The sequence below is a fragment of the Candidatus Latescibacter sp. IFSED24 genome, assembly GCF_058273205.1.
Genome location: NZ_CM177850.1, coordinates 2,101,791 through 2,127,630, shown reverse-complemented (window position 1 = coordinate 2,127,630; position 25,840 = coordinate 2,101,791). Strand labels below are relative to the sequence as shown.

The window sequence follows — 25,840 nt, the reverse complement described above, 5'->3', positions numbered from 1 at the left end:
GCGATGAGAAACCGCCCGCCGGACCGGGGTCCGGCGGGCGGTTGCCGTCATACGGGCCAGAGCCCGTCTGGGCCATATCACTTCACCAGCGTCATCTTCCGGGTGAGCTGCTCACCGTTGGTCGACAGGCGGTAGAAGTAGGTGCCCGAGGAGGCCTGCAGGCCGCTCTGGTCGCGACCGTTCCAGGTCACCTCGTGCTGGCCGGCGGCCAGGGCGCCGTCCGCGAGGACGCGCACCAGCTGCCCGCGAGCGTTGAAGACCTCCAGCTTCACCGGACCGTCCTGGTCCAGGCGGAAGCTGATCTTCGTGCTGGGGTTGAACGGGTTGGGGGCGTTCTGCGCCAGGCCGAGACCGGCCATCGGCAGATCCTCCACCGGCGTCGACGTCAGGACGCCCAGCCACTGCAGGCTGTTCTCGAGGATCGTGTCACGCTCGTCCTGCGTGGGCACGCGCTCGAGGCCGAAGGGCAGGGTGACCACCATGTAGTTGCCGTAGGTGGTGCGCACGCCCGCCGGCTCGCCGTTGCCGAACTCGAAGCACACCTCGACCGGCTGGCCGGCCAAGAGGAGCAGCTGGTCTGGATCGCCGCCGGTCAGGGTGAAGGCCAGGCCGTCGCCGACGGGATCGCCGTCCACGCCGGTGATGTCGAGGTTGCCGCTGTTGCCGCTGCTGAAGTTGATCCGCAGCTTGAGCTGGTACCAGAGGCGCGCGCTGCCGCTCTGGTCGTAGAGGCTCTGCAGGAGATCCTCGCCGGCCAGGAACAGGCGGCCCTCGGCGGCCAGGAAGGTATTCAGGGCGGTGCGGTCGGCGTCGTTCAGGCACGTGCCGTTGCTGCCGGTCTCCCAGATCACCGCGTCGTAGGCCAGCAGGATGTCGCTGCTGACCGAACTCAGGCTGTTGTCCCAAGTGATATGGGACTTACCGGTCGCTGCGACGGCTTCATCGTAGACCGCCGCCGCCTCGCCGCTCTCATCGGCCACGACGATGAAGTCGGTGCCGCCGGCGTGCGCCATGAAGTCGAAGCTCTCGACGACCTCACCCTGAGCCTGGCTGAAAATGTCGAGCCGGACGCGCCCGGAGCCGTTGTCGCCGTTGGCGATGACCACGGTCAGGTTCGCGTTGTCATAGGGCTCGAGCGCGATCTGGGTGCTGGTGTACTCCACCCCATCGTAGAGGAAGTGGGCATCCCAGCCCTCGGGCAGGCTGCTCATGTCAAGCGTGACGTCGTAGGTGTCCGGGCTGAAGCCGACGTTGACCAGGGACGTGTTGCCGAAGGCGACCTCGGTGCCGTCGGACACGGCCTGCCGGATGCCGTCGACGCCGGCGACCAGGACGAACTCGCCGCCCATGCTGCTGCCGGAGTTGTACACGAAGCGGTCGCTATCGCGCTGGACGAAGGTGACGATCTTCAGGTGGTCCACGTTGTAGGCACCGCTGATGGTGATCGGGATGGTGAACACCTGCTCTTCGCCGACGGCGCTGATGGTGAGCGCACGCTGGTCGAGCATGTCACGCATCACGTTCTTGTAGTAGTCGCCGCCCGAATAGACTTCGTCCTCGACCAGGACCGTGCGGACGAAGTGGCCATTGGTGGACGAGCCGAGGTCGTCGAGCATCTTAACCTTGATGGTGGCTTCCGCGGCGCCCTCGAAGGTGTAATCATCCACGTAGACGACCAGGGGCACCAGCTCCTCGAGGCGAGGATTGATGACGTTCATGTAAGGAACGCCGTTCTGGTAGTTGGACCCCGCGCCGATCATCTGCACGACGCCGTCGAAGTAGACGCAGGGCAGGCCGGTCGAAGGCCAGTAGCCGATACGCGCAAGGCTGTCCTGGTTGTACAGCTGGCCGGAGAACGAGCTGGAGTGAACGGCGATGAAGTTGAACTGGTTCGGATTGTAGGTTTCCTCACACACGGTGAGTCCCGCTTCTGCGTTAGGGCAGTAGGGTCAGCCAGTCGAGGTGAGAAACTCGGCCAGTACGGCCCGTGGAACCTGAGCCTGAGCAAGCACGGCGACTAGCATCAGCGCAAAGGCCATCAGCGAAACCATTCGCTTCATGACATCCTCCGAGGTTGGCATTGAGGCCCAAACGGACCCGTTTGACGGACCGTAAGATTATACCAGCCCCCGTGTTATTGAAGCAATAGCCTATCTTCGTTTGGGGATTTCCAGACTGAAAATGGTATGATTCAGCAAATGACGTTACTTGTTGTTATATCACAAGAAAGAGCGGGGCATGCGCCCCGCTCCTGTCCGAAAAAATGTCTTATAGACTAGTAACGGAAGACGCCGTAGAACTCCACGCCCTCGAACGCGGGCTCGAATTTGCAGACGCCGCCCACGCAGAGCTGGCCGGCCTGGCGCTTGCCGAACCACAGATTCAGGTTGCCGCCACCGGTCAGGGTGTAGGTGATCTGCCCCGAGGGGAAGAAGTCGCCCACGATCTCGCCGGGGTCGAACTGGGGGTCGTACTTGTTGTTGGTCTCGGCGATGGCGTCGATGGTCCAGCGCGGGGGCAGCTCGAGCTCGAGCTTGAACCACTGCTGGTCGTACTTGCCCAGGTTGCCGAGGCGCACGTGCTGGAACTCGGCCTGCACGGTCCAGGTCATGCTCTCGCTGGCGTGCCAGGTGGCGTCGGTCACCACCGACTGCCGGATGGCGCCCTCGCTGTCCTGGTAGTCGAAGCCGCCGCGCGCGCGGATCGGACCGAGGTGCTCCTGCTCGATGTGCGCATAGGCCTCCTCGAAGAGCGTCTCGCGATCGTGGTTCTCGATGCGACTGAGGTTGCCCAGCGCCAGCCAGCCCTTGCCGAGGTCGGCGTTCAGCTCGAGCTGCCAGCCCTTCTCGTCGTTGGTGTTCAGGTTGTGCGGCTTGCGGCCGAGCAGCGTGTAGATGTGCTCGCGGACCAGCGCCGGCGGCCGGTTCAGCGGCTGCTTGCCGTCGTTGCGGTTGACCACCCGGTACTTGTCGTAATCGCTGCGCTCGAGCGAGAGGCTGATCGGCCCGGCGTAGACGCCCACGTTGCCGTAGAAGGCCACGCCCTCGTCCTTGTCGAGCGTGGCGGGGTCGTACTCGTAACCGGTCTTCTTGCCGTACTCGAGATAGATGCTGGTGTAGGGGTTGTTGTAGCCGGCGCGGGCCGAGCCGACCCACTCGCGCAGCACGTCCTCGGTCTCGGGCAGCAGGGTGGGCAGGTAGGTCAGGCCCGAGGTGCCCAGGGTGAACCCGCGGGCGGGCTTCCACTCCAGGTCCAGGCCGCGGACGTCGACGCTGTTGACGAGGGTCCCGTCGGGGTCGTTGATCGACGGCGTGGTGCCGGTGGTGCCCGAGAGCACGCCGACGCGCACCGGCCCGAACGAGCCGTTGGCCACGATGCCGTCGAGCGAGGTGTCGATGCGGATGAAGCGGTCCTCGTAGCTGTTCCAGACCAGCCCGCGGCCGAACATCCCGTAGAAATGCCCCACGCGTAGGTCGAACCGGCCGCTGCCGTACTCGAAGTAGCGGTGCATGATCTCGTTGCGGCGGTTGCCTTCCTCGCTGGGCGACTGGTGGTTGAGCAGGATGCCCGTGCGGAAGTCGCCGAACTGGTAGGCCACGTCGAGCCAGTTCTCGACGATCTCCTCCTCGGTCTCGGCGCTGTAGCTGTACTCGAACTGGTCGGTGGCGGTGACCGCGTCCTTCCAGTTCAGACCGCCGGGGGCGGGACCGGCGGCCGGCCCGCGCACGGGCGCGGCCAGCACCTGCTCGATGGCGTGCTTGAGCTCGACCTCGTCGCCGGACTTGTAGCCCTCGTGCCGGTAGACCTCGCTGCCGGCAGCGTCGTAGAGGATGGTGTAGGGCGGGCTGAGCACCTGCAGGGTCTGCTGGACGGTGCCGGCGGCGTCCTGGGCGATGATCAGGTCGTCCCAGCCCTTGGCGCGGACCAGCGGTCCCACCTTGGCCATGCTCTTGGAATTGTCCACCGAGATGGCGATGAACGAGACGCGCCCCTTGTATTCTGCAGCCAGCTCGTTGAGCTTGGGCATCTCCTTGAGGCAGGGGATGCACCAGGTGCCCCAGAACGACACGACCACCGGCCCCTGGGCCAGGTTCTCGTGCAGGCTCACCTGCTCGCCGTCGGGGGTGGGGAGATTCCAGTCTGGAGCGGCGAAGCTGGTGATCGGCCGGCCGGTGATGGTGCTCTGGCTCGCGGCGGCGCTGGCGAGGACGCCGGCCACCGCGTGGTCCAGCTCGACCTCGTCGCCCGCCTTGTAGCCCTCGTGGCGGTACGCCTCGCTGCCGTTCTGGTCGTACACCACGGTGTAGGGCGGACTGAGCACCTGCAGTTTCTGCTGCACGGTGCCGCCGGCGTCCTGGGCGATGATCAGGTTGTCCCAGCCCTTGGCGCGGACCAGCGGACCCACCTTGGCCATGCTCTTGGAATTGTCCACCGAGATCGCGATGAACGTGACCTTGCCGTCGTACTTGGCGGCCAGCTCGTTCAGGTGCGGCATCTCCTTGAGACAGGGGATGCACCACGTGGCCCAGAACGTCACCACCACCGGCCCGTCGGCCAGCTTGTCGTGGAGGGAGACGGTGTCGCCGTCGGGGGTGGGGAGGGACCAGTCGGGAGCTGCGTATTGGGCGATGGCGGGCAGAGCGCACAGGATCGTCAGCATCGCCACCATCGTGGCGATGGTCCGGGGCCGGCAAGACATCGGGACTCCTTCGGGTTCGTGCCGCGGACCGCCTGGGCCCGCCGTTCCTGGGGCTCGACCCCGCTCTCCGGCGTGCTGCGGAGAGCGGGGTCGGCGCGGTGGGTGCTGCTACTTCACCAGGGACATCTTGAGGATCTGCTGCTCGTTGCCGGTCTGGACCCGGGCCAGATAGACACCCGCGGGGGCCTGGTCGCCACGCGCGGTCATGCCGTCCCAGGAGAGGCTCTGGGGGCCGGGGTTCAGGTGGCCGGCGTTCAGCGTCCGCAGGTGGCGGCCGCCGATATCGTAGATGTCGACCGCCACGGCGGCGGCCGTCTCGCCGCCGAGATTGAAGTTGATGGCGGTCTTGGGATTGAACGGGTTGGGGGAGGCGTGCAGGCCGTTGACCAGCTGGCCGGCGGGCACGTCGTCCACGGCGACCACGCTGCCGGTGGTCAGCGTGAAGGTGGCCTGGCTGTACACCGAGGGGTCGGTGTTGCTGGTGACCTTGACGACCACCGTGCCGGTGCCCTCGTCGGCGAGGGTGGTGAAGTCGATGTCGATGGGCACGGCCTCGGCCGAGGCGACGGTGCCGCCGCCCTCGGGGATCTGGCCGCCCTCGAGGTTGGGCGGGTAGCAGATGCCGCCGTAGCAGTACGACACGGACCAGTTCTCGGGGAGGTCGCGGGTGATGGTCAGGGTGTAGGAGTCCGCCTCGGTGCCGGCGTTGTACAGCACGGGGTGGAACTGGAAGAAGCCGTTGACCACGCCGCCGAGCACGCCCTCGCCGGAGGAGAACAGCAGGGCGGTCTCCTCGGCGGGCGTGAAGGCCTCGTAGTGCAGCGTGCGGGTGACGGCGGCGTCACGGTTGCTGGTGATCTGCACGGTGTAGTTGGCGTGGCCGGCGTCGGCCAGCGAGGTGACGTCGAAATCGAAGTCCATGGTCTCGCCGGGTTCCAGGTCGCCCTCGGCCGGCACCTGGAACTCGGTCTGGAACGGCGGATAGCAGATGCCGCCGAAGCAGACGCCGAAGGTCCAGTTCTCGGGGTCGTCGGCGGTGACGGTCAGGGTGTAGTTGTCCGCGCTGTCGCCGGTGTTGGTCATGTGGCTGTGGAAGGCGCGGAAGTCATTCACCGGAATGACCATGCCGGCAGGGCCCTGCCGGAACTCGAATTCGAAGGGGTCGGCCAAAGCGGCGGTGGCCACCGCGAGGACGACGAGACAGCTGAGCAGGAGCTTGATCTTCATCGGGATCCTCCAGAAGGAAAGGCAGGGGAACCGGGAGTGAGCGCGTGGGAGTCGATCGAGCTCGACCCCGCCTGGATGATGGACTTGTCGGTGTTGTGCTGGACGAAGACGACGACCACCCGGTTCTCGGGCGTCAGGTCGTAGGTCGCGGGATCGGGGTCGGTGAGCGTGATGTCGAAGGTGGTAGAGCCACCGGCCTCGATGGCGCCGATGCTGCCGGCGACCTGCGCATCGACACGGGCGACCCAGTGGTACTCGTCGCCGCCGTACCCATAGTCTTCCTCGGTGGTCACGAAGGTGTAGAGCAGGACGGCGCGGAGCTGGTAGTCGGCGAGGTCGGCGGCCGCGTGCGGTGCCACGACTTCGATGGAGCAGTCGACGTCGCGCACGGCGAGGTCGCTCTGGTCAGGGGCGTCCACCGTCAGGTAGAAATCGACCGGAGCCAGGTTGCCCGTGTCGATGGCTTCGGCCAGGGCGTCGGTGGTGGGCAGCTCGCCGGATCCGCCGGCCAGGCCTCCCTGGATGACGATCTTGGGCAGGCCGACGCCGGGGGTGTTGAAGTAGTGGATGAGCCGCTGGAGGTTCATGAAGGAATTGCTGTTGTAGAACGGGTCGCCGGGGTAAGGGTTGGTGCCAGAGTACTTGACGTAGAGGAGCCGGTCGGGGCCGTAGCCGCCATCACCGGTCAGGTATTCGACGCTGGCGGCCATGTCCACGCAGCCGGAGCATTCGACGTTGGAGAAGCCCTCGAACAGGACCACCGTGCTGAGGGCCAGCGTGAACTCGGCGTTCGTGGTCTCGTTCTTGACCACGGTGACGGCGAGGCCGGTGGGTTCGCTGCGGTGGTGGTCGAGGGCCACGCTCACGGTGTAGTCGCCGGGATCGAGTTCGGTCAACGTGGCCGGCGTGGTCTCGCCGGTGTCGACGCCGTCGAGGAAGATGGACGCGCCATCGTAGTTGCTGGTCACCGTGATGGCGCCGGTACCCGTCTCGAAGAAGAGGCTGGTCTCGCCGCCGTAGGGCACGTCGGTCTCCTTGGTGCCGGGGCGGAAGGTGAGCCCTTCCTTGGCGACCTGGACGACGTAGTGGCCGCCTTCAATATCCTTGAAGGTCGCCGGTGTCAGCTCTTCGGTGACCTGGCCGTTCAGGGTTATGGTGGCGCCGTCGGGTTCGGACGTGACCGTGAGGCTGCCGGGATGGGGGGCTTCGCTACCACAGCCGACGACCAGGCCCAGGGCGCACACCAGGCAGACGAACACACTGATCCTTCTCAAGACATAGCTCCTCTTTAGTCCTTAAGCACAGGCTCACATGTACTTCTGGCCGACAGTTTTTTTTGTGTCAGCCAGACGCATCACTCAGACAATTATACCATCCGCTCACGGGCATAGTCAAACCCACCACTTGTCTAGTGATTTTGAAGCGGGGATTCTTACGCGCCTGCTGCGGCATCGGGGCACAGACTCGACAGGCGCCGGCAACGTTGGGCGCGCAGACCACTCACTTAAATCGACACATCGGGTAAGCTTTCGGGCCCCGGCGGCGAACATCCATGAGTGATTTCGCCTGCGAATTTCTTTGTCAATATGGCACATGACTGGCAGGAGAATCGTTCAATACATCATGCAATATCGATAAAATAATCCAGTAAAAATCCACACGTGAATAAAAAATTTCATGATGGCCTCTTCAATTGAGACCTGACTCTGTGATATCATCGTCAACGGTCTAGTACGGGTGCGGTTCAACGACCCCGGAATACCCCTGACCCGGACAGAGCCGGGAATCACCAAGCGAAAGGACCGAGTGATGCGCTTGAGAATGCTCACGGTCACCATGCTGCTCGTTCTCGCTGCGAGCACCATGGCTGCCACCACCATTCCGCTGAGTGGCGACGCGCCCCAGATGGCGCTGACCAGCCAGGGCAAGTCCGGCCTGACCTACCATATCGAGGTCGGTCAGCTGCAGGCTCTGGACGTCAGCACCATGGGCGGCGAATTCACCCAGCTGTTCATTCCCGGCTTCCACTCCTCCATGATCGCGGGCGCTCCCGAGCTGCCGCAGATGAACCGGCTGATCGCGGTGCCGTTCGGGTCCGGCAGCACCGTGCGCGTCGAGAACGTGCAGACGCGCACGATCAAGCTGGCCGACTACGGCCTCACGAACCCGCTCTTCCCGCATCAGCCCTCGCTGAGCAAGAGCCAGCGTCCCGAGGACGTGCCCTTCGCCTACGACGCCCTGGCCTACGCCCAGGACAAGGTGGAGAACCCGCTGGCCCAGGTGATCTATCAGGGCCGTCTGCGCGCCATGGACATCGCGCGCCTCGAGGTCGCACCCGTGCGCTACCTGCCCGCCACCGGCGAGCTGGAGATCGTCGAGAGCCTGGACCTGACCGTGGACTTCGACGGCGACTGGGCCAAGACCGAGAGCCTGCTGGCCGCCACCAACAGTCCGTTCTTCGCCACCGCCTACGCCAAGGTCGAGGGCAACCGCGACTTCGGCATCAAGGCCGACCTGGTGAAGAACCCCGTGAAGCTGGTCGTCGTGACGCCGCCCGAGTTCGAGGCGCAGCTGGCCGACTACATCGCCTGGAAGACCGAGCGCGGCTTCCACGTGATCACCGCGGTCATCGGCTCGCCCGAGGTGGGCTCCACCGCGAGCAGCATCCAGAGCTACCTGCACGGCCTGTACAACGCCGGCACGCCCGAGGACCCCGCGCCCAGCTTCGTGGTGTTCGTGGGCGACGTGGCCCAGTGCCCCACCTTCACCCTGGGCGGCGACGCCACCGATCGCCCCTACTGCGCGGTGGACGGCGACCTCTACCCCGAGATGTACTACGGCCGGCTGTCCGCCACCAACAGCAGCCAGCTGCAGGCCATCCTCGACAAGACCATGCTCTACGACACGTACAGCATGCCCGATCCCAGCTACATGGAGAACGTGACGCTGATCGCCGGCATGGATTCCGGCTTCGGAGCGTCTCACGGCAACGGCGCCATCCGTTACGGCGAGGACTATTACTACAACGCCACCAACGACGTGAACGCCTACGCCTACTACTATCCCAACAGCGGTGGCCAGGCCGGCGCCATCATCAACAACTGCTCCGACGGTATCGGTTTCATCAACTATACCGCCCACGGCAGCCAGACCAGCTGGTCGAACCCGAGCATGACCCAGAGCGACATCAACGGCATGACCAACGACGGCAAGTACTTCCTGGCCGTGGGCAACTGCTGCTTGACCAGCTCCTACGACATCGGCGAGTGCTTCGGTGAGACCTTCCTGCGCGCCGCCAACAAGGGCGCCATCGGCTACATCGGCGGCTCGAACTCGACCTACTGGGACGAGGACGTGTGGTTCGCCGTGGGGGCGATCCCCAGCGGCCAGATCCGCGACGGCATGACCTACGAGGAGTGCGGCACCGGCTTCTACGACTCGGTGTTCCACAACATGCCCAACGAGGCCAGCGATCCTTCCACCTGGTACGTCACCAATGGCGCCGTGGTCTTCTGCGGCAACCTGGCCGTCTCCGAGGCCGGCTCGATCCGTGAAGAGTACTACTGGAACATCTACAACCTGCTGGGCGATCCGAGCATCGCCACCTACATGGGCCTGCCCGAGACCAACCCCGTGACCTACCCCGAGACCGTGTTCGTCGGTGTGCCGACCATGACGGTCACCGGCGTCCAGGGCACCTACATCGGCTGCACCCAGAACGGCGTGCTGGTCGGTACCGGTCTGATCGACGACTCGGGCTCGGTGGACGTGGAGTTCAACCAGGTCCTGACGCCCGGCGTGCCGCTGAAGATGGTCGCCATGGTCTCGACCTGCGCGCCCGTCATCGCCGAGCTCAACGTGATCGTCCCGGCCGTGGTCACCATCGATCCCATGACCATCGACGCCAACGTCGAGACCGCCATCACGGTCACCGTCATGGAAGAGGACGGCGTGACGCCCAAGCCCGGCATCAACATCTGGGCCGAGGGCCTCGAGTACCTGACCACGCCGGTCATGACCGACGCCGGCGGCGTGGCCACGATCACGGTGAACTATCCCTACGGCCCGACGCTGGACATCGTGGGCCAGGACCCCGACGAGAGCTACCGCCTGTTCACCGAACAGGTCGCCGTCAACGCGACCCCGCTCGAGGCGGACCTCTGGGTGACCACCGAGATCGGCATGGAGGACATGTTCCCCCTGAATCTCCCAGGCACCCTGCACACGAACATCGACATCGCGGGCTACACGATCTACGCCCAGATGCCTGACGGCTCGCTGATCAGCGGCACCGATCCCCTGACCGTCACGGCCACCGAACTGGGCCAGGTCACGGGCATGATCGCCATCAGCGGCTATGACATCTACAGCGAGGCCTTCGACGTCATCGAGGCCTACGGCACCGTCATGGGCAACGTCTCCAGCGGCGGCGCCAACATGCCCGGCGTGCTCGTGCACCTGGTCGACGGCGAGGGCGCCGACGTATTCGTCGCCACCACCGACGCCAGCGGCAACTACGCCGGCCCCGACGAGGTGCTGGTGGACGACTACACCATCGTGGTCGACCACTTCGGCTACCTGCACTACGAGCAGGACGTGTTCGTGAACTACGGCGAGAACACCTTCGACGTCGAGCTCACGCCGGCGCCGTCGGGCGTGCTCACCGGCCACGTCTACGAGGCCGACACCATGGAGCCGCTGCAGGGCACCGTGAAGGTGTACCGCAGCGACAACAACGAGCTGTACGACGAGGTCCTCTGCGACGAGAACGGCCTCTACACCACGGGCGCCCTGCCCTTCTTCGACTACGTGGTGAAGGTCCGCGCCTGGCATCACGTGCCCGTCACGGCCGACGTGACCATCGACAGCCCCGAGCTCGTCAAGGACTGGGTCCTCGACCCGACCAACGGCGACCTCCTGCTGATCGACGACAGCGCGGCGGCCGAGAGCGGCGCCAAGTTCAGCGAGAAGGGCGAGCTGCTCGCCGACGCCTACGTGCCCACGGGCGCCAAGAGCGCGGCCGAGCTCACCGCCGACCTCGAGGAGCTGGGCTACTACGTGAGCCTGGAGGACGCCGGCACGGTCGATCCCAGCACCTTCTGGGACTACGACCTGGTGATCCTCGCCTGCGGCGCCAACACCAGTACCCTGGGCAACGCCGCGCTCAAGAACGGTCTCGTGCAGTTCGCCCAGGAGGGCGGCCACATCCTGCTCGAGGGCGGCGAGCTGGGCTACGACCAGTACAGCTCGGGCGACTTCGCCACCTACGTGATGCACAGCAACGACTGGAACCACGATTCCAGCGGCCACATCATGGTGCCGGAGACCGACCACTACGTGGCCACGTATCCCAACAACCTCACCGGCAGCCAGATCGACATCACGTACAACGGCTACGGCGACAGCGACGCCATGGTGCCGCTGGCCGACGCGGTTGCGGTGGCGAACTGGACCGAGTACACCTCCGACGCCAGCGTGATCGCCTACGATCCGAACCCGGCGCCCGAGGGCGGCCAGATCGTGTTCTTCTGCTTCAACTACGCCGCCGCCGGCATGGAGCGGGTCGACCTGCTCCAGAACGCCGTGCTGTGGCTGCTGACCCCGGAGATCGGCGACGCCAGCGTGGCGGGTACCGTGCTCCTGGCCGGCGAGTCCGACCACTCGGGCATCACCGTGCGCGCCGTGCCCAATGGCGGCACCACGGTGACCGGCGCCGACGGCACCTACCACATCGAGGGTCTGTACGCCGGCACCTACAACATCATCGCCAGCAAGGAAGGCTGGTCGGTGGATGCCGAGACCGTGACCCTGGAGTCCGGCCAGCACCTGACCGGCGTGGACATGGTGCTCACCCCGGTGATGGTCAGCGAGTACTGCGACCAGCCGGGCGCCCCGATCACCGATAACAACGTGACCACGGTCACCATGACCATCCCGGCCGAGGATGACGCCATCATCAGCCAGGTCGAGGTGTTCGTGGACATCACGCACACCTACATCGGCGACCTGATCGTCTCGGTCACCAGCCCCTGCGGGACCACCGTCGTGCTGCACAACCGCTCGGGCGGCAGCACCGACAACCTGATGGGCTGGTACCCCGCCGAGATCGAACCCTCGGGCAACCTGGAGGACCTCATCGGCCTGCACATGGCCGGCGACTGGACCATGACCGTCAGCGACAACGCCGGCGGCGACCAGGGCACGCTCAACGAGTGGTGCCTGCGGATCACCCACGACACCGTGGTGTCGCTCGAGGACCAGGACACGCCCATCGGCGACGGCGTGCCCACTGTGTTCCGGGCTTACGACAACTATCCGAACCCGTTCAACCCCATCACCAACATCAAGTTCGATCTGCCCAGGTCGGCTCAGGTGAACCTGCGTGTCTACGACATCGCCGGCCGCATGATCCGCACCCTGGTCAACGAGAGCCTGCCGGCGCAGACCCACACCGTGGTCTGGGACGGCACCGACGACGGCGGTCGGCGCATGGCCAGCGGTGTGTACTACTACCGCCTGGTGACCGACGAGCGTGTCGTGACCAAGAAGATGACTCTCGTGAAGTAGTGTCCCTGCGGACGTCCAGGACCGCCCCTGCTCCTCCGGGAGTGGGGGCGGTTCCTCTTCGCTGAACGCCGAGAGTCGGTCTCGTTCCCGCGATAGAACCTCAATCGGAATAGAATAAATCAAAAATGATTCTTTTTTTAACAAAGACTTTATCACGGCCGGTCCCAGGTGTTATCATTATTACCGAGTGATTCCCACTGTTCCCGCCCCCGGGAACATCTGCTCGTTCCCCGCGAAGGATGGTCATTCATGCGCCTGCGTAACGTCCTGCTCGTGGCCGCGGTCCTGCTGCTCGTCGGCGGCTCCGCCCTGGCCAAGCCCCAGTCCATCGATCTGGCCGGCGGCACGCCGACCCTCGACATCCGTCCCGAGGCCGGCGGTGACTACACCGTGCGCGTCGACGTGGGCCAGCTGCAGTTCTTCGACGTGGAGACCAAGGGCGGTACCTTCACGCGCCTGGTCATTCCCGGCTTCCATGCCGCGCAGCTCGAGGGCGACCCCGCGCTGCCCATGATGAACCGGCTCATGGCCATGCCGCTGGGCGCTCAGGCCACCGTCGAGGTCCTCGACGTGCAGACCCGTCGGATCAAGCTCGCCGATTACGGGGTGGAGCACCTGCTGATGCCAGCGCAGCGCAGCCTCGCCAAGAACGAGGACCCGAGCCAGGTGCCCTTCGTCTTCAACGACGCCGCCTACCGGACCGCCGGTCTGAAGGCCGCGGCCCAGCCCGCAGGCTTCGTCTACCAGGGCCGCCTGCGCGCCGTGGACTTCGGCCGTCTGGAGATCGCGCCCGTGAGCTACGACCCCGTGGCCGGCGAGATCGAGGTGGCCGAGACCATGGAGCTGCGCGTGCGCTTCTCCGGCGGCGACCACGCCGCGGGTGCGGACCTGTACGCCGCCACGCACAGCCCGTTCTTCGACGGCGTCTACGCGCGCATCGAGGGCGCCAAGGGCCTGCATGAGGACTACCCCGACCACGTGCGCGACGAGGTCACCTACGTGATCATCACCCCGAGCATGTTCACCGCGCAGCTCGCCGACTTCGTCGCCTGGAAGACCGAGCGCGGCTTCCGCGTCGTGGTGGGCGAGATCGGTTCGCCCGAGGTGGGCACCACCACCAGCAGTATCCAGGCCTACATCCAGGGCCTCTACGACGGCGCCACCCCGGCCCAGCCCGCGCCCAGCTTCGTGCTCTTCGTGGGCGACGTGGCCCAGTGCCCCACCTGGCAGGTCGCCGGCGATCCCACCGACCGTCCCTACTGCACTATGGACGGCGACTACGTGCCCGACATCTACTACGGTCGCTTCTCGGCCACCAACAGCACCCAGCTCGCGGCCATCCTCGAGAAGACCATGATGTACGACCAGTTCACCATGCCCGACCCGAGCTACCTCGACAAGGTGGTCCTGATCGCCGGCTACGACACCGGCTTCGGCGGCACCCACGGCAACGGCACCATCAACTACGCCAGCAACGTCTACTTCAACGCCGCCCACGGCATCGACCCCGACATCCACCTGTACCCGCAGTCGGGCAGCGACGACGCGCTGATCGTCAGCGAGGTCAGCGAGGGCCGCGCGTTCGTCAACTACACCGCGCACGGCAGCCAGACCTCGTGGTCGGATCCGTCGTTCACCCAGGCCAACATCAACAGTCTGCAGAACTACGGGAAGTACGGCCTGGTCATCGGCAACTGCTGCCTGACCTCGACCTACGACTACGGCGAGTGCTTCGCCGAGACCTGGCTGCGCGCCAGCGGCAAGGGTGCCATCGGCTACATCGGCGGCTCCAACTCGACCTACTGGGACGAGGACGTCTACTGGAGCGTCGGCTACACCTCGAGCATCACCGCCAACATCCGCTACGAGGACACCGAGCACGGCGCGTACGACGGCCTGTGGCACGATCACGGCGACGCCGAAGATCTCTGGTACGTAACCCAGGACGCCGTGGTCTTCTGCGGCAACCTGGCCGTGCAGGAGTCGGGCTCCAGCCGCACCCAGTACTACTGGAACATCTACAACCTCATGGGCGACCCCTCGATCACTCCGTACCTCGGCATCCCCACCGAGAATCCGGTTGGCCATCCGGCGAACCTGGTGGCCAACATGGAGGGCGTCTTCATCGAGGCGGCCGTGGGCAGCTACATCGGCGTGACCCAGAACGGCGAGCTCATGGGCGCGGGGACCGTGCACGACGGTGAGACCGGCGTCGACATCACCTTCCTGCAGCCGCTGCAGGCCGGCGCGCCGGTGAAGCTGGTGGTCATGGCCCAGTTCCACGAGCCCTACGTGACCGAGCTGCCGGTGGCGGCCCCGAGCGTGGTCTCCATCAGCCCGCAGACCTTCCCCGCCGACGTGCTCACCACGGTGTCGGTGGACGTGTTCGAGAACGACGGCACCACGCCGATCCCGGGCGTCCAGGTGACCATCGCCGACGCCATGGAGTTCGAGGTGGTCGGCACCACCGATGCGTCCGGCCATGTCGGCCTCCCGGTGAACTACCCCTACGGCGGCGCGCTGTCCATCGTCGGCAGCCACGAGACCGAGGGCTTCATGTTCGGCGAGACGCTCACCGTCACCGCCGCGCCGCTGGCCTCGCCCGACATCAGCGTGGCCACCGAGTACGGCCTGGTCGACGTGCTGGCCATGAACCTCGAGAGCACCATCACCGCGACCTGCGGCACCGCCGGGACCACCCTGGTGGCGTACGTGCCCGGTGTCGGCCGCCTGGAGAGCGCCTCCGGCAGCATCACCTGCACCCCGACCGCCGGCGGCGAGACCGTGTGCTACGTGCTCAAGGCCGGCCATGAGCTCTACAGCGAGACCTTCGCGGTCCTGACCCAGGGCAGCGTGCGCGGCACCGCGTTCCTGCAGGGCGAGAGCGACCACTCCGGGATCACCATCACCGCCGAACCCGGCGGCATGACCACCACCACCGACAGCGACGGCAGCTACCTCTTGACCGGACTGGACGCCGGCACCTACACCATCAGCGCGTGGAAGGACGGCTTCAGCAACGAGAGCACCGTGATCGACATCGCCGAGGGCGAGCATCTCGGCGACGTGAACTTCTCGCTGGCCGTGGTCTACGAGGTCAACGAGTGCGTCGAGCCGAACCTCTCGATCCCCGACAACAACACCACCGGCGTCAGCAGCACCCTGACCATCAACCAGTCGGGCGAGATCACCTCGCTGCGCGCCTTCGTGGGCATCACCCACACCTACATCGGCGACCTGCGGGTGCAGCTCACCTCGCCGGCCGGCACCACCGTCGTGCTGCACGACCGCAGCGGCGGCAGCGAGGACAACCTCGTGGGCTGGTACCCCGATGACCTCACGCCCGCCGGCAACCTCGACGCGTTCCTCGGCCAGGAGATGCAGGGCGACTGGACGCTGCGCGTCAGCGACCACGCCGGCTGGGACACGGGCACGCTCGACGAGTGGTGCCTGAACATCGGCTTCGCCGGCACCACCACCGCGGTGGAGGATGGACTGCCCACGGTGCTGACCCTGAGCAAGAACTTCCCCAACCCGTTCAACCCGCAGACCACCATCGAGTACGCCGTGCCGCGCACCGGCGCGGTCAAGCTGGCGGTCTACGACATTCGCGGCCGGCTGGTCACCACCCTCGTGGACGAGGACCAGTCCGCCGGCGCCCACCACGTGATCTGGCGCGGCCAGGACGACGGTGGCCGCCAGGTGGCCAGCGGCACCTACTTCTACCGGCTGACCGCCGGTGGCGAGACGCGCACCGACAAGATGCTGCTCGTGAAGTAGCGACGAGAAGCGATCGGCCGTCGTCCGGAACTTGCCGGACGGCGGCCGTCGTCGTCTGTAACCCATTCGCGACGGTTGCTGCGAAACCGTGCTGCTTCCTGCACCGAAATGTGCCTGGAATGCCCGAAAACTGGCTCTAAATCACAGTCTGACTGGATTTTACACCTTGTACTGTGATATCATTATTGATGCGAATGATGTGTTGATCGGTTCCCCACTTTCTCTCGAGGAGAGTCGCGACATGCAGAGGTCAATGTTCCGCGGGCTGGCGATCCTGCTGCTGGTGCTGTTCGTGGCGCCGGCGCTGGCCGCCGACGATTACCAGATCCCCCTGGACAGCGACGGGCTGCCGGCCTGGTCGGTCAAGGAGTGGACCGATTTCCCGGTGCGCCTGGTGCTCGCCGACCACCAGGCCCTCGAGCGTCTGCTGAAGACCGTGGAGATCGCCAGCTTCCACCGCGAGCAGATCGAGCTGCGGTTCCGCGGCCCCAAGCAGATCGAGCTGGTGTTCGAGCCGCGCGTGACCGAGGCCGAGTACGCGGCGCTGCAACTGGCCGGTTATCGCCCCGAGCGCCTGCGCGACGTCGAGCGCGAGAACCGCGAGGCCAGCGAGCGCCAGTGGCTGGAGATGGCCACCGGCAAGGCCGGCGATCTGCGCACCGATCCTCTGAACTACGTGCCCACCAACGACCAGCTGGGCACCATGCTGCAGGGCATCGCCAACGACTACCCCGACATCGCCAGCTACTTCTCGTGGGGCCAGTCGGTCCAGGGCCGCACCCAGCACGGTCTGGTGATCTCGGACAACGTCCAGACATCCGAGGCCGAGGCCGAGGTCCGGCTCAGCTCGTCCATCCACGGCGACGAGATCATCGGCATGATCCTGACCGTCAACCTCGCCTACTACCTGGTGGAGCACTATGGCGAGGCGGGTTTCGAGGATGTCACGTACCTGGTGGACAACTACGAGCTGCACCTGATGCCGGCGTACAACCCCGACGGCACCTACCTGCACCAGCGTTACAACGCCAACAACGTCGACCTGAACCGGAACTACCCGCTGCCCGCCGGCACGCACCTCATCACCGAGCGCGAGAATCTGGCGTTCATGCAGTACGCCAACTTGCACCACTTCGTGGTCAGCATCAACTACCACGGCGGCGCGCTGGTGATGAACTACCCGTGGGATTACACCTACACCCTGGCGCCGGACAACGACGCCTGCATCCGGCTCAGCCTGGAGTATTCCACGCGCAATCTGCCCATGTACAACGGCAGCTTTCCCCAGGGCATCACCAATGGTGCGGCCTGGTACGTGATCACCGGCTCGCTCCAGGACTGGAGCTACGACCAGACCGACTGCATCGACGTGACCTGCGAGGTCTCCAACATCAAGTGGCCCAGCAGCTCGACGTTCCTGACCTACTGGAACCAGAACCGCGAGTCCATGATGGCCTACATCAAGTCGGCGCGCGCGGGTGTGACCGGCGTGGTGACCGACGCCGATACGGGGCAGCCGCTGGCCGCCACCATCAGCGTCCAGGGCATCGACAAGACGACCCACACCGACCCGGCCCACGGCGACTACTACAAGCTGCTCGACGACGGCACCTTCGATATCACCTTCGAGGCGGTGGGCTACGTCACGCAGACGATCACCAGCGTGGAGAACACCTGGGGCGTGGAGAACGTGCTCGACGTGCAGATGCAGCCGCTGGCCCAGGGACTGGCGACCGGCACCGTGACCGGGACCGACGGCGAGGGCCTCGACGCCATGATCGAGATCCGCACCTGGCCCGCAGGCGAGCTGGTCGATTCGATCAGCAGCGACGGCGCCGACGGCGGCTCGTTCGCGGTGGACCTCTTCTACGGCGACTACACCTTCACCGCCAGCGCCCCTGAGCATTTCACCGAGACCCAGGAGGTCACCGTCGGTGCCACGCCGGTGGAAGTGGACTTTGTCCTGGGCGGCATGATCACCACCTACCCGGTGGACGAGGACTTCGAGGCGGGCATGGGTGTCTTCAGCGGCGACTGGCTGGTCCTGCAGCCGGGCCACGACAGCGACAACTGCCACGGCGACAGCGAGGGGACCTACCCCGACAACGCCGAGCTGATCACCACCTGCGACACCGTGCTGGACTTCACGGACGTCATGGATCCCCAGGTGAGCTTCTACGCCAAGTGGAACATCGAGAACAGCTGGGACGCCTGCTTCTTCGAGATCTCCACCGACGGTGGGATGGGCTGGACCGCGCTGGCGGTGCCCGGGCGCACCGAGCCGGCCAGCGGCCAGGGCGCCCAGCAGCCCACCGGCACGCCCTGCTTCGACGGCAGCCAGGCCAACTGGGCCACCTGCTCGGTGGACCTGAGCGCCTACATCGGCGAGGCCGACGTGCGCTTCCGCTTCCGTCTGGCCACCGACACCAGCCAGCACTACGACGGGTTCAACTTCGACGACTTCAAGGTCCGCGTCACCCGCGAGGACAACGGGACCACTGGCGTCGAGGTGCCGGCCGTGGCGGCCAGCGTGCGGGCTTATCCGAACCCGTTCAACCCGCAGACCACCATCGAGCTGGTCAACCCGCGGGCGGGCCGCGTCGACGTGGCGGTCTACGATGTGCAGGGCCGCCTGGTGCGGACGCTGCTCGGCCACGAACTGGCCGCCGGCACCCACCGCGTGCGCTGGGACGGCACCACCGACCGCGGTGATCGCGCCGGCAGTGGCGTCTACTTCGCGCGGATGATGACGAGCGAAGGGATCAGCGGGGCCAAGTTGATGCTGGTCAAGTAACACTTCTGCGCAGGATCACAACAGGGGCCGGCGCCTGGTGCGCCGGCCTCTTCAGCTTGGTGGGGGAACCGCTGTATGCCACGCAGGGCCTCGTGCTATAATGATATCGCTCCGTCGTTGTCTATTAGTCATAGGGGGCTCCCATGAAAACTCGCCTGATCCCCATCATGGCCATGTTGATGGTTGCGACCATCTCCTTCGGTGCTGAACTCGAACTGGTGGCCAACGGTGGCTTCGAACCGCCGCTCAGCAACGGCTGGGAATCCATCATCGCCGGAACCGGTGCCACGATCACGGTCGACCAGTTCGCCGATCCCGATATGAATTTTGAACTCTCCCTGACCAAGGGCGGTGGCACGGGCCACGCCCGCGTGGTCCAGGAACTGGTTTTGCCGAGCCTCATGGCGGACGTCGCCGTCGCTCTCGATTGCAATGTGACCGCCAGCGGCGGCGCCTGGGCGGCGGGTGGTCTGCTCGTGCAGTATCTCGACGCGAATGGCGGGGTCCTCGGCAAGACGGCGATCGCGCAGCGTACTGCCGATTGTCCCTGGGAGGCCTCGGACATCTTCCATCTGATCGATGTCGAGGTTGGTGGCTGGTGGAATCACAGCTTCAACGTGAACGCCGAACTGGACAACCTGCCCGGAGTCCCGCGCGACGCCGTGCGCAAGCTCGGAGTCATCCTGTTCGTCGAAGCGGGTGACTGCTGAGGCGGTGTCGTGAACGCGGAGGTCTCCGCGGACGACATGAGCGTCCTGCTCACCACCGATGCCCCCCTGATCGCGAACACGACCCTGATCATCGACGATGCCAGCGCCGCCGCACCCAACGGTCGCCTCGATCCAGGCGAGACGGTCGACCTGGTCTTCACGTTCCGGAACTTCGGCGAACCGGCCACCGGGTTGACCGCCAACCTCGCCTGCACCGATCCTCGGATCACCGTCCTGGCTGGTTCCGCCGCCCTACCCGACCTGGCCGTCGGGGAGAGCTGCGACAATGCGGGCTCGCCCTTCACGGTGGAAGCTTCGACGGAGATCCCCGACGGCACGGCCATGGTCTTCGATCTGGTCGTCAGCTACGACGGGGGCTCGATTGGGCTGGAGCCGATCATCGTGATCGGTCAGTTCCATTACCTCGTCTGGGATCCCGAGCCGATCAACAGCAGCGGGCCGGTCTTGCACCAGACCCTCGGTGAGGTCGGCTATGTCGGCCAGTACGTCAGCGAATTGCCCGGCAACCTCGGCTTCTACCGCAGCCTGTTCGTCTGCTGCGGCTTCTATGCCGACAACCATGTCATCGCGGCGGGCTCACCCGAGGCCACGGCCATCGAGGAATTCGCGGCCGCCGGTGGTTGCGTGTACCTCGAGGGCGGCGATACCTGGAATTACGATCCCCTGACGGGCGGCCACGATTTCGGACCGCTCTTCGGGATCATCGGCAGCGCCGACGGGACCGGCGACATGAGCACGGCCATGGGTGTGGACGGCACCTTCACCCAGGGCATGGCGATCCCCTTCATCGCCAGTTCCAGCTACGTGGACCACCTGGCTCCGACCAGCGGTGCTTACGCCATCTTCACCAACAGCAGCCCGGTCTACACCTGTGCCGTGGCCCGCGACGCCGGCACCTACAAGACCGTCGGCATGTCATTCACCTTCGGTGGCCTGACCGACTTCGATCCACCCTCCACGCGTGCGGATCTGGCGCGCGGCATCATGGAGTTCTTCCTGGAGGGCAACCCGCTGGCCGCTCCCGGGACTCCTTTGCTCGCGACATCGGTGTCGGCGTACCCCAACCCCTTCAATCCCCAGACCACGCTCGAATTCACCAACCCGCGTGCTGGCGAGGTCCAGCTGGCGGTGTTCGATGTCCGCGGCCAGCGGATGGTGGTGCTGGAATCAGGCGTCCTGGCGGCCGGACGGCACACGGTCACCTGGAACGGTCGCGATGACGCCGGACGACAACTGAGCAGTGGCGTCTATCTGGCGCGGTTGATCGCGGGAGGGGAATCGCGAAGTCAGAAGCTGTTGCTCGTGAAGTAATTGCTTCATCGCGGGCAACCGTCCACCGGGCCGCCATGACCTGATCGGTCGTGGCGGCCCTGGCGTACCGGCACACTGCTTGAAGGTAATCCATGCCGGCCGTGTCGCTCCCTGCGACAGGCACCATCAGGCACGGAAAACCGGAGCAGTCAGCGCGCCCTGCTCCGGTCTGCAGAATCGATCTCCGGCGGAATTACTTGGTCAGGTTCATCGCCTTGCGAAGCTGCCGCTTCAGGCGATGAATCTTGCGCCGCTGGTTCTTCAATTCGGTGTGGTCGCCGGCCTCGAGCGCCTGCTGCCGCAGCGTGCGGTGCTCGGCGATCTTGCCCTTGACGCTGGCCTTGTCGATACCGACGACGACCTTCTTGGGCTCCTCGATGCCCAGAGCCTCGGCCAGATAACCGACGATCTGTTCCTTCTTCATGGACATCACGCCGGAAACCTGCGGGCAATGCTCCTTCATCATCTCACGAAGGTCGGCCACGCGGTGCTTGTTCAGCTCATGCCAATCCACGGATTCATCCTCCAGCACGTATGCATCACTGGCCCCGGAAACGCGCCGGGGCAGAAAGGGCAACCAAATATCGTCAGAAATCGGCCAGGAGTCAACCCGGGACCATTGATGGCTGAAATTGAGGATGAAAGGGGGTTGTCACCGATTCGCCAAAAATGATAGGATTTGATCGTCGGGACTTCATTCCCACCGAACGGGGGAGCCTCCCAATGAAGATCCGCCTCTGGGCGTTGCCTGTTTTTCTTTTTGTCGTGGTTCTGTGTCTAGGGGCCGCGGCGCCTGTCTTTGGTGCTCAGCTTCAAAGGAGTAATGAGTCGGCTTGTCCGTCATTTGAGGGGGATCCGACCGGGGGGGTGATAGGCTGTGAGGGAATCAGCAGTGGAGGAGCCAGTGGCAATCCTCCTGACAATAGCCCAGAACCAGAAGATGCAGCACCTCCGTTCTTTGGTGTAACTATCATCAATAGCGCATACTATGAGTATCCAGTACCTTCAGCAATTTTCATTTCAAAGAATATTCTCTTGCTATTGCGAACGAATGGTTCGGATAGATGAACGAACCAACCCGCAAAAGCAGCATTCTTAATTTTAGTGTTGATGGCACAGGTCTTCAGCGTGCAATTGTTCTTTATGAGCAGGAGTTATATCAAGATTCAATGACTTTAGTTAAGCAACTTATTGACAATCCGAGCAGGGTTTATTCTCGTACAAATTCTGTAACAAGATGCTGGGTACTTCTAGCGTGCAACTATCAAAGAACTGGATCATACAAACAAGCGAATGAGGTAATCGGCTGGTTAAGCAAGTATGATATTCCAGAGGATTGCAGCAGGCAACTTGATGTTATTTCAATGCTTATGAGTCTCGCAGAGGGGGAGTACAACTCCGTTGTTCAATCTACAAACGATATTATTGACCAATATATTGAAAAGAAGGAGGTTGACCTATTCGACTACTTGCTGTGTCGAGGCTACGCGTACTTAAGACAAGGTGCAATTGAAACGGCTTTAAATGATTTTTGTGCGGGCTATAGCATTGCGAAACTGTTGGGTTATAAAGCATATGAAGCTGACCATGCGGGTTATGCTGGTGTAGCAGAATTCCAACTAGGAAACTATTCCAAGGCAATAGATTGGTATACTAAATCGAAGGATGTTGGAGAGTTATTAAATTCGATAGGACGGATTGGTAGAAGCAGTTTAAATATTGGAATTTGCCATTATAAATTAGGCGGCTATTCAAATGCGAATAAATATCTAGACATTGCATCAAAGCATTTGTGTGGGATACAAGACACCCCCAACCAAACCCGCACCCACATAGCCCTAGGCAACGTCCACCGCCTCACCCGCGACTTCAGCACCGCTCGCAAGCACCTCATGCAAGCTTACACCATGGCCTGCGAGATCAAGATCCCGCGCGAGGAATGCCTTGCCCTGGAATTCCTCGGTGATGTCTACCGCGACGAAGGCCAGCCCGAGGAGGCCCGGCGCTTCTATCAGCGCGGCATGGCCATCGCCATGGACCTGGCCCCCGAAGGCGACCTGGTCATGGAACTCCTGCGCCGCGAGGGCGAATGCCTGGTGGCCGAAAGGGCGGTCGGGCGGGGCCTCGAGATCCTGCGCCAGGCTCGCCAGCATGCCCGCAAGCTGGGTGACCGCTTCGAGGAGGGTGTTACCCTGCGGTGCCTGGCCGAGGGGATGCTCCAGGCTGGCGACATGGCCAGCGCCCTCGACTATGCGTTGAAGGCCTGCGAACAGCTCGAGGACATCGATGCGCGCCACGAGCACGCCATCGCCCGCATCACTGCGGCCGAGACCCTTCTCGCGCGCAGCCAGGATCACGAGGTGGAGGAGCCGCGTGATCTTCTCGACCAGGCCTGGGAGCATGCCCTCATCGCCCAGGGGATCTGCCGCAATCTGGACATCGAGTACTGGACGAACGCGGTCAAACGTCTGCAGTCGCAGATCGCCCGGCGTCGAGCGGAGGAGATCAGGTACGAGAGTGCGCGGACGCGGTCGCGGCCGAATGAGACCTATCGTCCGGGCGAGGTGATCATTGCCGAGTCGCGGGCCATGCAGGAGGTCATGCAGGCGGTGACCGCCTTTTCGCCCTACGACGAACCGATCCTCCTGACCGGTGAGACGGGCACGGGCAAGGAGGTCATCGCGCGGCTGATCCACCAGCGGAGTCTGCGCAAGGACAAGCCCTTCGTGGCGGTGAACATCACGGCGATTCCCCAGACCATGTTCGAGCGCGAGTTCTTCGGGCACGTCAAGGGAGCGTTCAGCGGGGCGAATGACGACCGCAAGGGGCTGGCGGCCGAGGCCGATGGCGGCACCCTCTTCCTCGACGAGATCGGCGACCTGCCCCCGCAGACCCAGGCCAAGCTGCTGCGTATCATGCAGGACGGGTCGTACCTCTGTCTGGGGGATCCCGAGGAGCGGCGGGCTGATCTGCGCGTGATCGCCGCCACCAACGTGGAACTCGAGGCCGCCGTGGCCGAGGGCGATTTCCGCGAGGACCTCTATTACCGGCTGGCTGTGCTCGCCATTCCCATCGCACCGCTGCGGGACCGGCCCGAGGATCTACGGCCCTTGCTCGACCACTTTCTCAGTCTCTCGGCGGGCCGCCAGGTCACCGCCGAGCGTTACTTCAATTCGGTCAGCTTACGACTTCTCGCCAAGTATGGCTGGCCAGGTAACGTTCGTGAGGTGGCGCTGGTGGCCCGCCGGGCTCATATCTCGTTGCAGACCATGGGGCGCGTGCAGATCAACGTCGGCACGGGAGATGACGCCATGGTGTTGAGCGGGCCGGGGCAGCATGCCGCGGCGGCGGTGGCGGGGGGTGAGAAGGGGGAGACGCTCAGCCGAGCCAGGATCCTGCTGGCCATCGAGGAGACAGGCGGCAATCGCACTGCCGCGGCCAAGCGGCTCGGGGTCTCGCGGGCCACGTTCTACCGGCGACTCGCCAAGCTCGGCCTCGACTGATTCATTCCGCAGCCAGCGCCTCGCCCGCGATCCAGCCGCCCGTCCAGGCGGCCTGCAGGTTGAAGCCCCCGGTCACGCCGTCGATGTCGAGGATCTCGCCGGCGAAATGCAGGCCGGGCACGAGACGGCTCTCCATCCGGCGCAGATCGACCTCGAGCAGCGGGACTCCGCCGCAGGTCACGAACTCGTCCTTGTTCAGCGATTTGCCGGTCACCTGGAAGCGGCATTCCCGCAGCTGGCCGGTGAGGGCCTGCGTCTCCTCGCGGCGCAATTCGCTCCAGATGCGCTCGGAGCCGATGCCGGCGGCAGCGGTCAGCCGTTGCCAGAGCCGTCGCGGCAAGCCGCCCAGGGCGGTGGCTACCACCTGCTTGCGCGGATGCTCGCGACGGGCGGTCGCGATCATCGCAGGCACCCCGTCGGGAGGCAACGCCGGTAGCCAGTCCACGACCAGCTCGCACACGTAGTTCCGGTTGGCCAGCGCGCGGGCGCCCCAGGCCGAGAGTTTGAGCACGCCCGGGCCGCTCACACCCCAGTGGGTGACGAGCAGCGGGCCCCGCTGGCGTAGACTCTTGACCCCGGCGATGGCGGTGCCGGCGTCCTCGACCGCGAGACCGGCCAGATCGGCCAGCCGCGAGTCCTCGATGTGGAATGTGAACAGCGAGGGCACTGGCTCGAGCACCGCGTGTCCGAACGACTCGACGAGCTCGCGGGCACCAGAGCTACGCATGCCGCCGGTGGCCAGAAGCAGGCGGTGGCAGGACAGCGCGGTCGTGTCGGCGAGGGTGATCAGGAAACCCTCCGCTGTCCGTTCTGCCGTCTGCACCGTACGCCTGGTGAGGATCTCGACCCCGGCCTTGCGTGCGGCGTCGAGAAGGCAGCCGATCACCGTGGCCGAGTCGTCGGTGATGGGGAACATGCGGCCATCGGGTTCGGTTTTCAACGCGACGCCGCGGGCCGTGAACCAGTCGACGGTGTCCTGGGCGGCGAAGCGGCTGAATGGTCCGCGCAATTCGCGGGAGCCACGCGGGTAGAAGTTCACGAGCTCGCGGGGGTCGCGACAGTCGTGGGTGACGTTGCAGCGGCCGCCGCCGGAGATGCCGACCTTCTGCAGGAGGTCGCGGCTCTTCTCCAGCACGGTCACGCGCAGATCGGGCGCCAGCTCGGCGGCGCGAATGGCCGCGAACATGCCTGCGGCACCGCCGCCCACGATCACCACGCTGCGGCTCAA

13 protein-coding genes are annotated in these 25,840 nt (G+C 64.8%); 7 read left to right on the top strand and 6 right to left on the bottom strand.

Annotation, left to right across the window (positions count from 1 at the left end):
• Nucleotides 1-77: 77 nt before the first annotated feature.
• The 4 genes from IFSED24_RS08580 to IFSED24_RS08565 all read right to left on the bottom strand — a co-directional run bounded on the left by IFSED24_RS08580 (nucleotide 78) and on the right by IFSED24_RS08565 (nucleotide 7,200).
• On the bottom strand, nucleotides 78-1,916 hold the full coding sequence (locus IFSED24_RS08580) for a FlgD immunoglobulin-like domain containing protein (protein ID WP_491334805.1): 1,839 nt from the start codon (nucleotides 1,914-1,916) through the stop codon (nucleotides 78-80).
• 359 nt (nucleotides 1,917-2,275) lie between these two features.
• On the bottom strand, nucleotides 2,276-4,699 hold the full coding sequence (locus IFSED24_RS08575) for a DUF6029 family protein (protein WP_491334804.1): 2,424 nt from the start codon (nucleotides 4,697-4,699) through the stop codon (nucleotides 2,276-2,278).
• A 108-nt stretch (nucleotides 4,700-4,807) separates the two neighbouring features.
• Nucleotides 4,808-5,926 carry a FlgD immunoglobulin-like domain containing protein gene (locus tag IFSED24_RS08570; RefSeq protein ID WP_491334803.1) on the bottom strand — a complete coding sequence of 373 codons (1,119 nt, stop codon included), beginning with the start codon at nucleotides 5,924-5,926 and terminating at the stop codon, nucleotides 4,808-4,810.
• Nucleotides 5,923-7,200 carry a PEGA domain-containing protein gene (locus tag IFSED24_RS08565; protein ID WP_491334802.1) on the bottom strand — a complete coding sequence of 426 codons (1,278 nt, stop codon included), beginning with the start codon at nucleotides 7,198-7,200 and terminating at the stop codon, nucleotides 5,923-5,925. Before IFSED24_RS08565 ends, IFSED24_RS08570 begins: the two co-directional genes overlap by 4 nt.
• 535 nt (nucleotides 7,201-7,735) lie before the next feature.
• On the opposite strand from IFSED24_RS08565, the gene IFSED24_RS08560 reads away from it, so the two are divergent.
• From IFSED24_RS08560 to IFSED24_RS08540, 5 genes are all read left to right on the top strand, one after another.
• Nucleotides 7,736-12,493, top strand: coding sequence for a C25 family cysteine peptidase (locus tag IFSED24_RS08560; protein ID WP_491335039.1), 4,758 nt, complete (start codon nucleotides 7,736-7,738; stop codon nucleotides 12,491-12,493).
• Nucleotides 12,494-12,742: 249 nt separating this feature from the next.
• A complete protein-coding gene (locus tag IFSED24_RS08555) occupies nucleotides 12,743-16,273 on the top strand; it encodes a C25 family cysteine peptidase (RefSeq protein WP_491334801.1) in 3,531 nt (1,176 codons plus the stop codon).
• A 241-nt stretch (nucleotides 16,274-16,514) separates the two neighbouring features.
• Nucleotides 16,515-19,067: a M14 family zinc carboxypeptidase gene (locus tag IFSED24_RS08550; protein WP_491334800.1), complete on the top strand. Its 2,553-nt coding sequence runs from the start codon at nucleotides 16,515-16,517 to the stop codon at nucleotides 19,065-19,067.
• Between the two features lie 143 nt (nucleotides 19,068-19,210).
• Nucleotides 19,211-19,777 carry a hypothetical protein gene (locus IFSED24_RS08545; RefSeq protein WP_491334799.1) on the top strand — a complete coding sequence of 189 codons (567 nt, stop codon included), beginning with the start codon at nucleotides 19,211-19,213 and terminating at the stop codon, nucleotides 19,775-19,777.
• A 36-nt stretch (nucleotides 19,778-19,813) separates the two neighbouring features.
• On the top strand, nucleotides 19,814-21,109 hold the full coding sequence (locus IFSED24_RS08540) for a T9SS type A sorting domain-containing protein (protein WP_491334798.1): 1,296 nt from the start codon (nucleotides 19,814-19,816) through the stop codon (nucleotides 21,107-21,109).
• Nucleotides 21,110-21,302: 193 nt separating this feature from the next.
• On the opposite strand, the gene IFSED24_RS08535 is transcribed toward IFSED24_RS08540, so the two are convergent.
• Entirely contained in the window at nucleotides 21,303-21,686 is a 384-nt protein-coding gene (locus IFSED24_RS08535; protein ID WP_491334797.1) for a hypothetical protein, read from the bottom strand.
• Nucleotides 21,687-21,832: 146 nt separating this feature from the next.
• On the opposite strand from IFSED24_RS08535, the gene IFSED24_RS08530 reads away from it, so the two are divergent.
• Together IFSED24_RS08530 and IFSED24_RS08525 are read left to right on the top strand one after the other, a co-directional pair.
• The gene (locus tag IFSED24_RS08530; protein WP_491334796.1) at nucleotides 21,833-22,177 is read left to right on the top strand and encodes a hypothetical protein; all 345 of its coding nucleotides are present in this window, start codon (nucleotides 21,833-21,835) and stop codon (nucleotides 22,175-22,177) included.
• 824 nt (nucleotides 22,178-23,001) lie between these two features.
• Nucleotides 23,002-24,612, top strand: a complete 1,611-nt coding sequence (locus tag IFSED24_RS08525) for a sigma 54-interacting transcriptional regulator (RefSeq protein WP_491334795.1) — start codon at nucleotides 23,002-23,004, stop codon at nucleotides 24,610-24,612.
• Nucleotide 24,613: 1 nt separating this feature from the next.
• On the opposite strand, the gene IFSED24_RS08520 is transcribed toward IFSED24_RS08525, so the two are convergent.
• Nucleotides 24,614-25,840, bottom strand: a complete 1,227-nt coding sequence (locus IFSED24_RS08520) for a BaiN/RdsA family NAD(P)/FAD-dependent oxidoreductase (RefSeq protein WP_491334794.1) — start codon at nucleotides 25,838-25,840, stop codon at nucleotides 24,614-24,616.

What these genes read in the sequence shown, in the direction of transcription:
- IFSED24_RS08575 (WP_491334804.1), bottom strand. Translation starts at nt 4,699, where the DNA reads ATGTCTTGCCGGCCCCGGACCATCGCCACGATGGTGGCGATGCTGACG.
- IFSED24_RS08570 (WP_491334803.1), bottom strand. Translation starts at nt 5,926, where the DNA reads ATGAAGATCAAGCTCCTGCTCAGCTGTCTCGTCGTCCTCGCGGTGGCC.
- IFSED24_RS08560 (WP_491335039.1), top strand. Translation starts at nt 7,736, where the DNA reads ATGCGCTTGAGAATGCTCACGGTCACCATGCTGCTCGTTCTCGCTGCG.
- IFSED24_RS08555 (WP_491334801.1), top strand. Translation starts at nt 12,743, where the DNA reads ATGCGCCTGCGTAACGTCCTGCTCGTGGCCGCGGTCCTGCTGCTCGTC.
- IFSED24_RS08550 (WP_491334800.1), top strand. Translation starts at nt 16,515, where the DNA reads ATGCAGAGGTCAATGTTCCGCGGGCTGGCGATCCTGCTGCTGGTGCTG.
- IFSED24_RS08545 (WP_491334799.1), top strand. Translation starts at nt 19,211, where the DNA reads ATGAAAACTCGCCTGATCCCCATCATGGCCATGTTGATGGTTGCGACC.
- IFSED24_RS08540 (WP_491334798.1), top strand. Translation starts at nt 19,814, where the DNA reads ATGAGCGTCCTGCTCACCACCGATGCCCCCCTGATCGCGAACACGACC.
- IFSED24_RS08530 (WP_491334796.1), top strand. Translation starts at nt 21,833, where the DNA reads ATGAAGATCCGCCTCTGGGCGTTGCCTGTTTTTCTTTTTGTCGTGGTT.
- IFSED24_RS08525 (WP_491334795.1), top strand. Translation starts at nt 23,002, where the DNA reads ATGCAAGCTTACACCATGGCCTGCGAGATCAAGATCCCGCGCGAGGAA.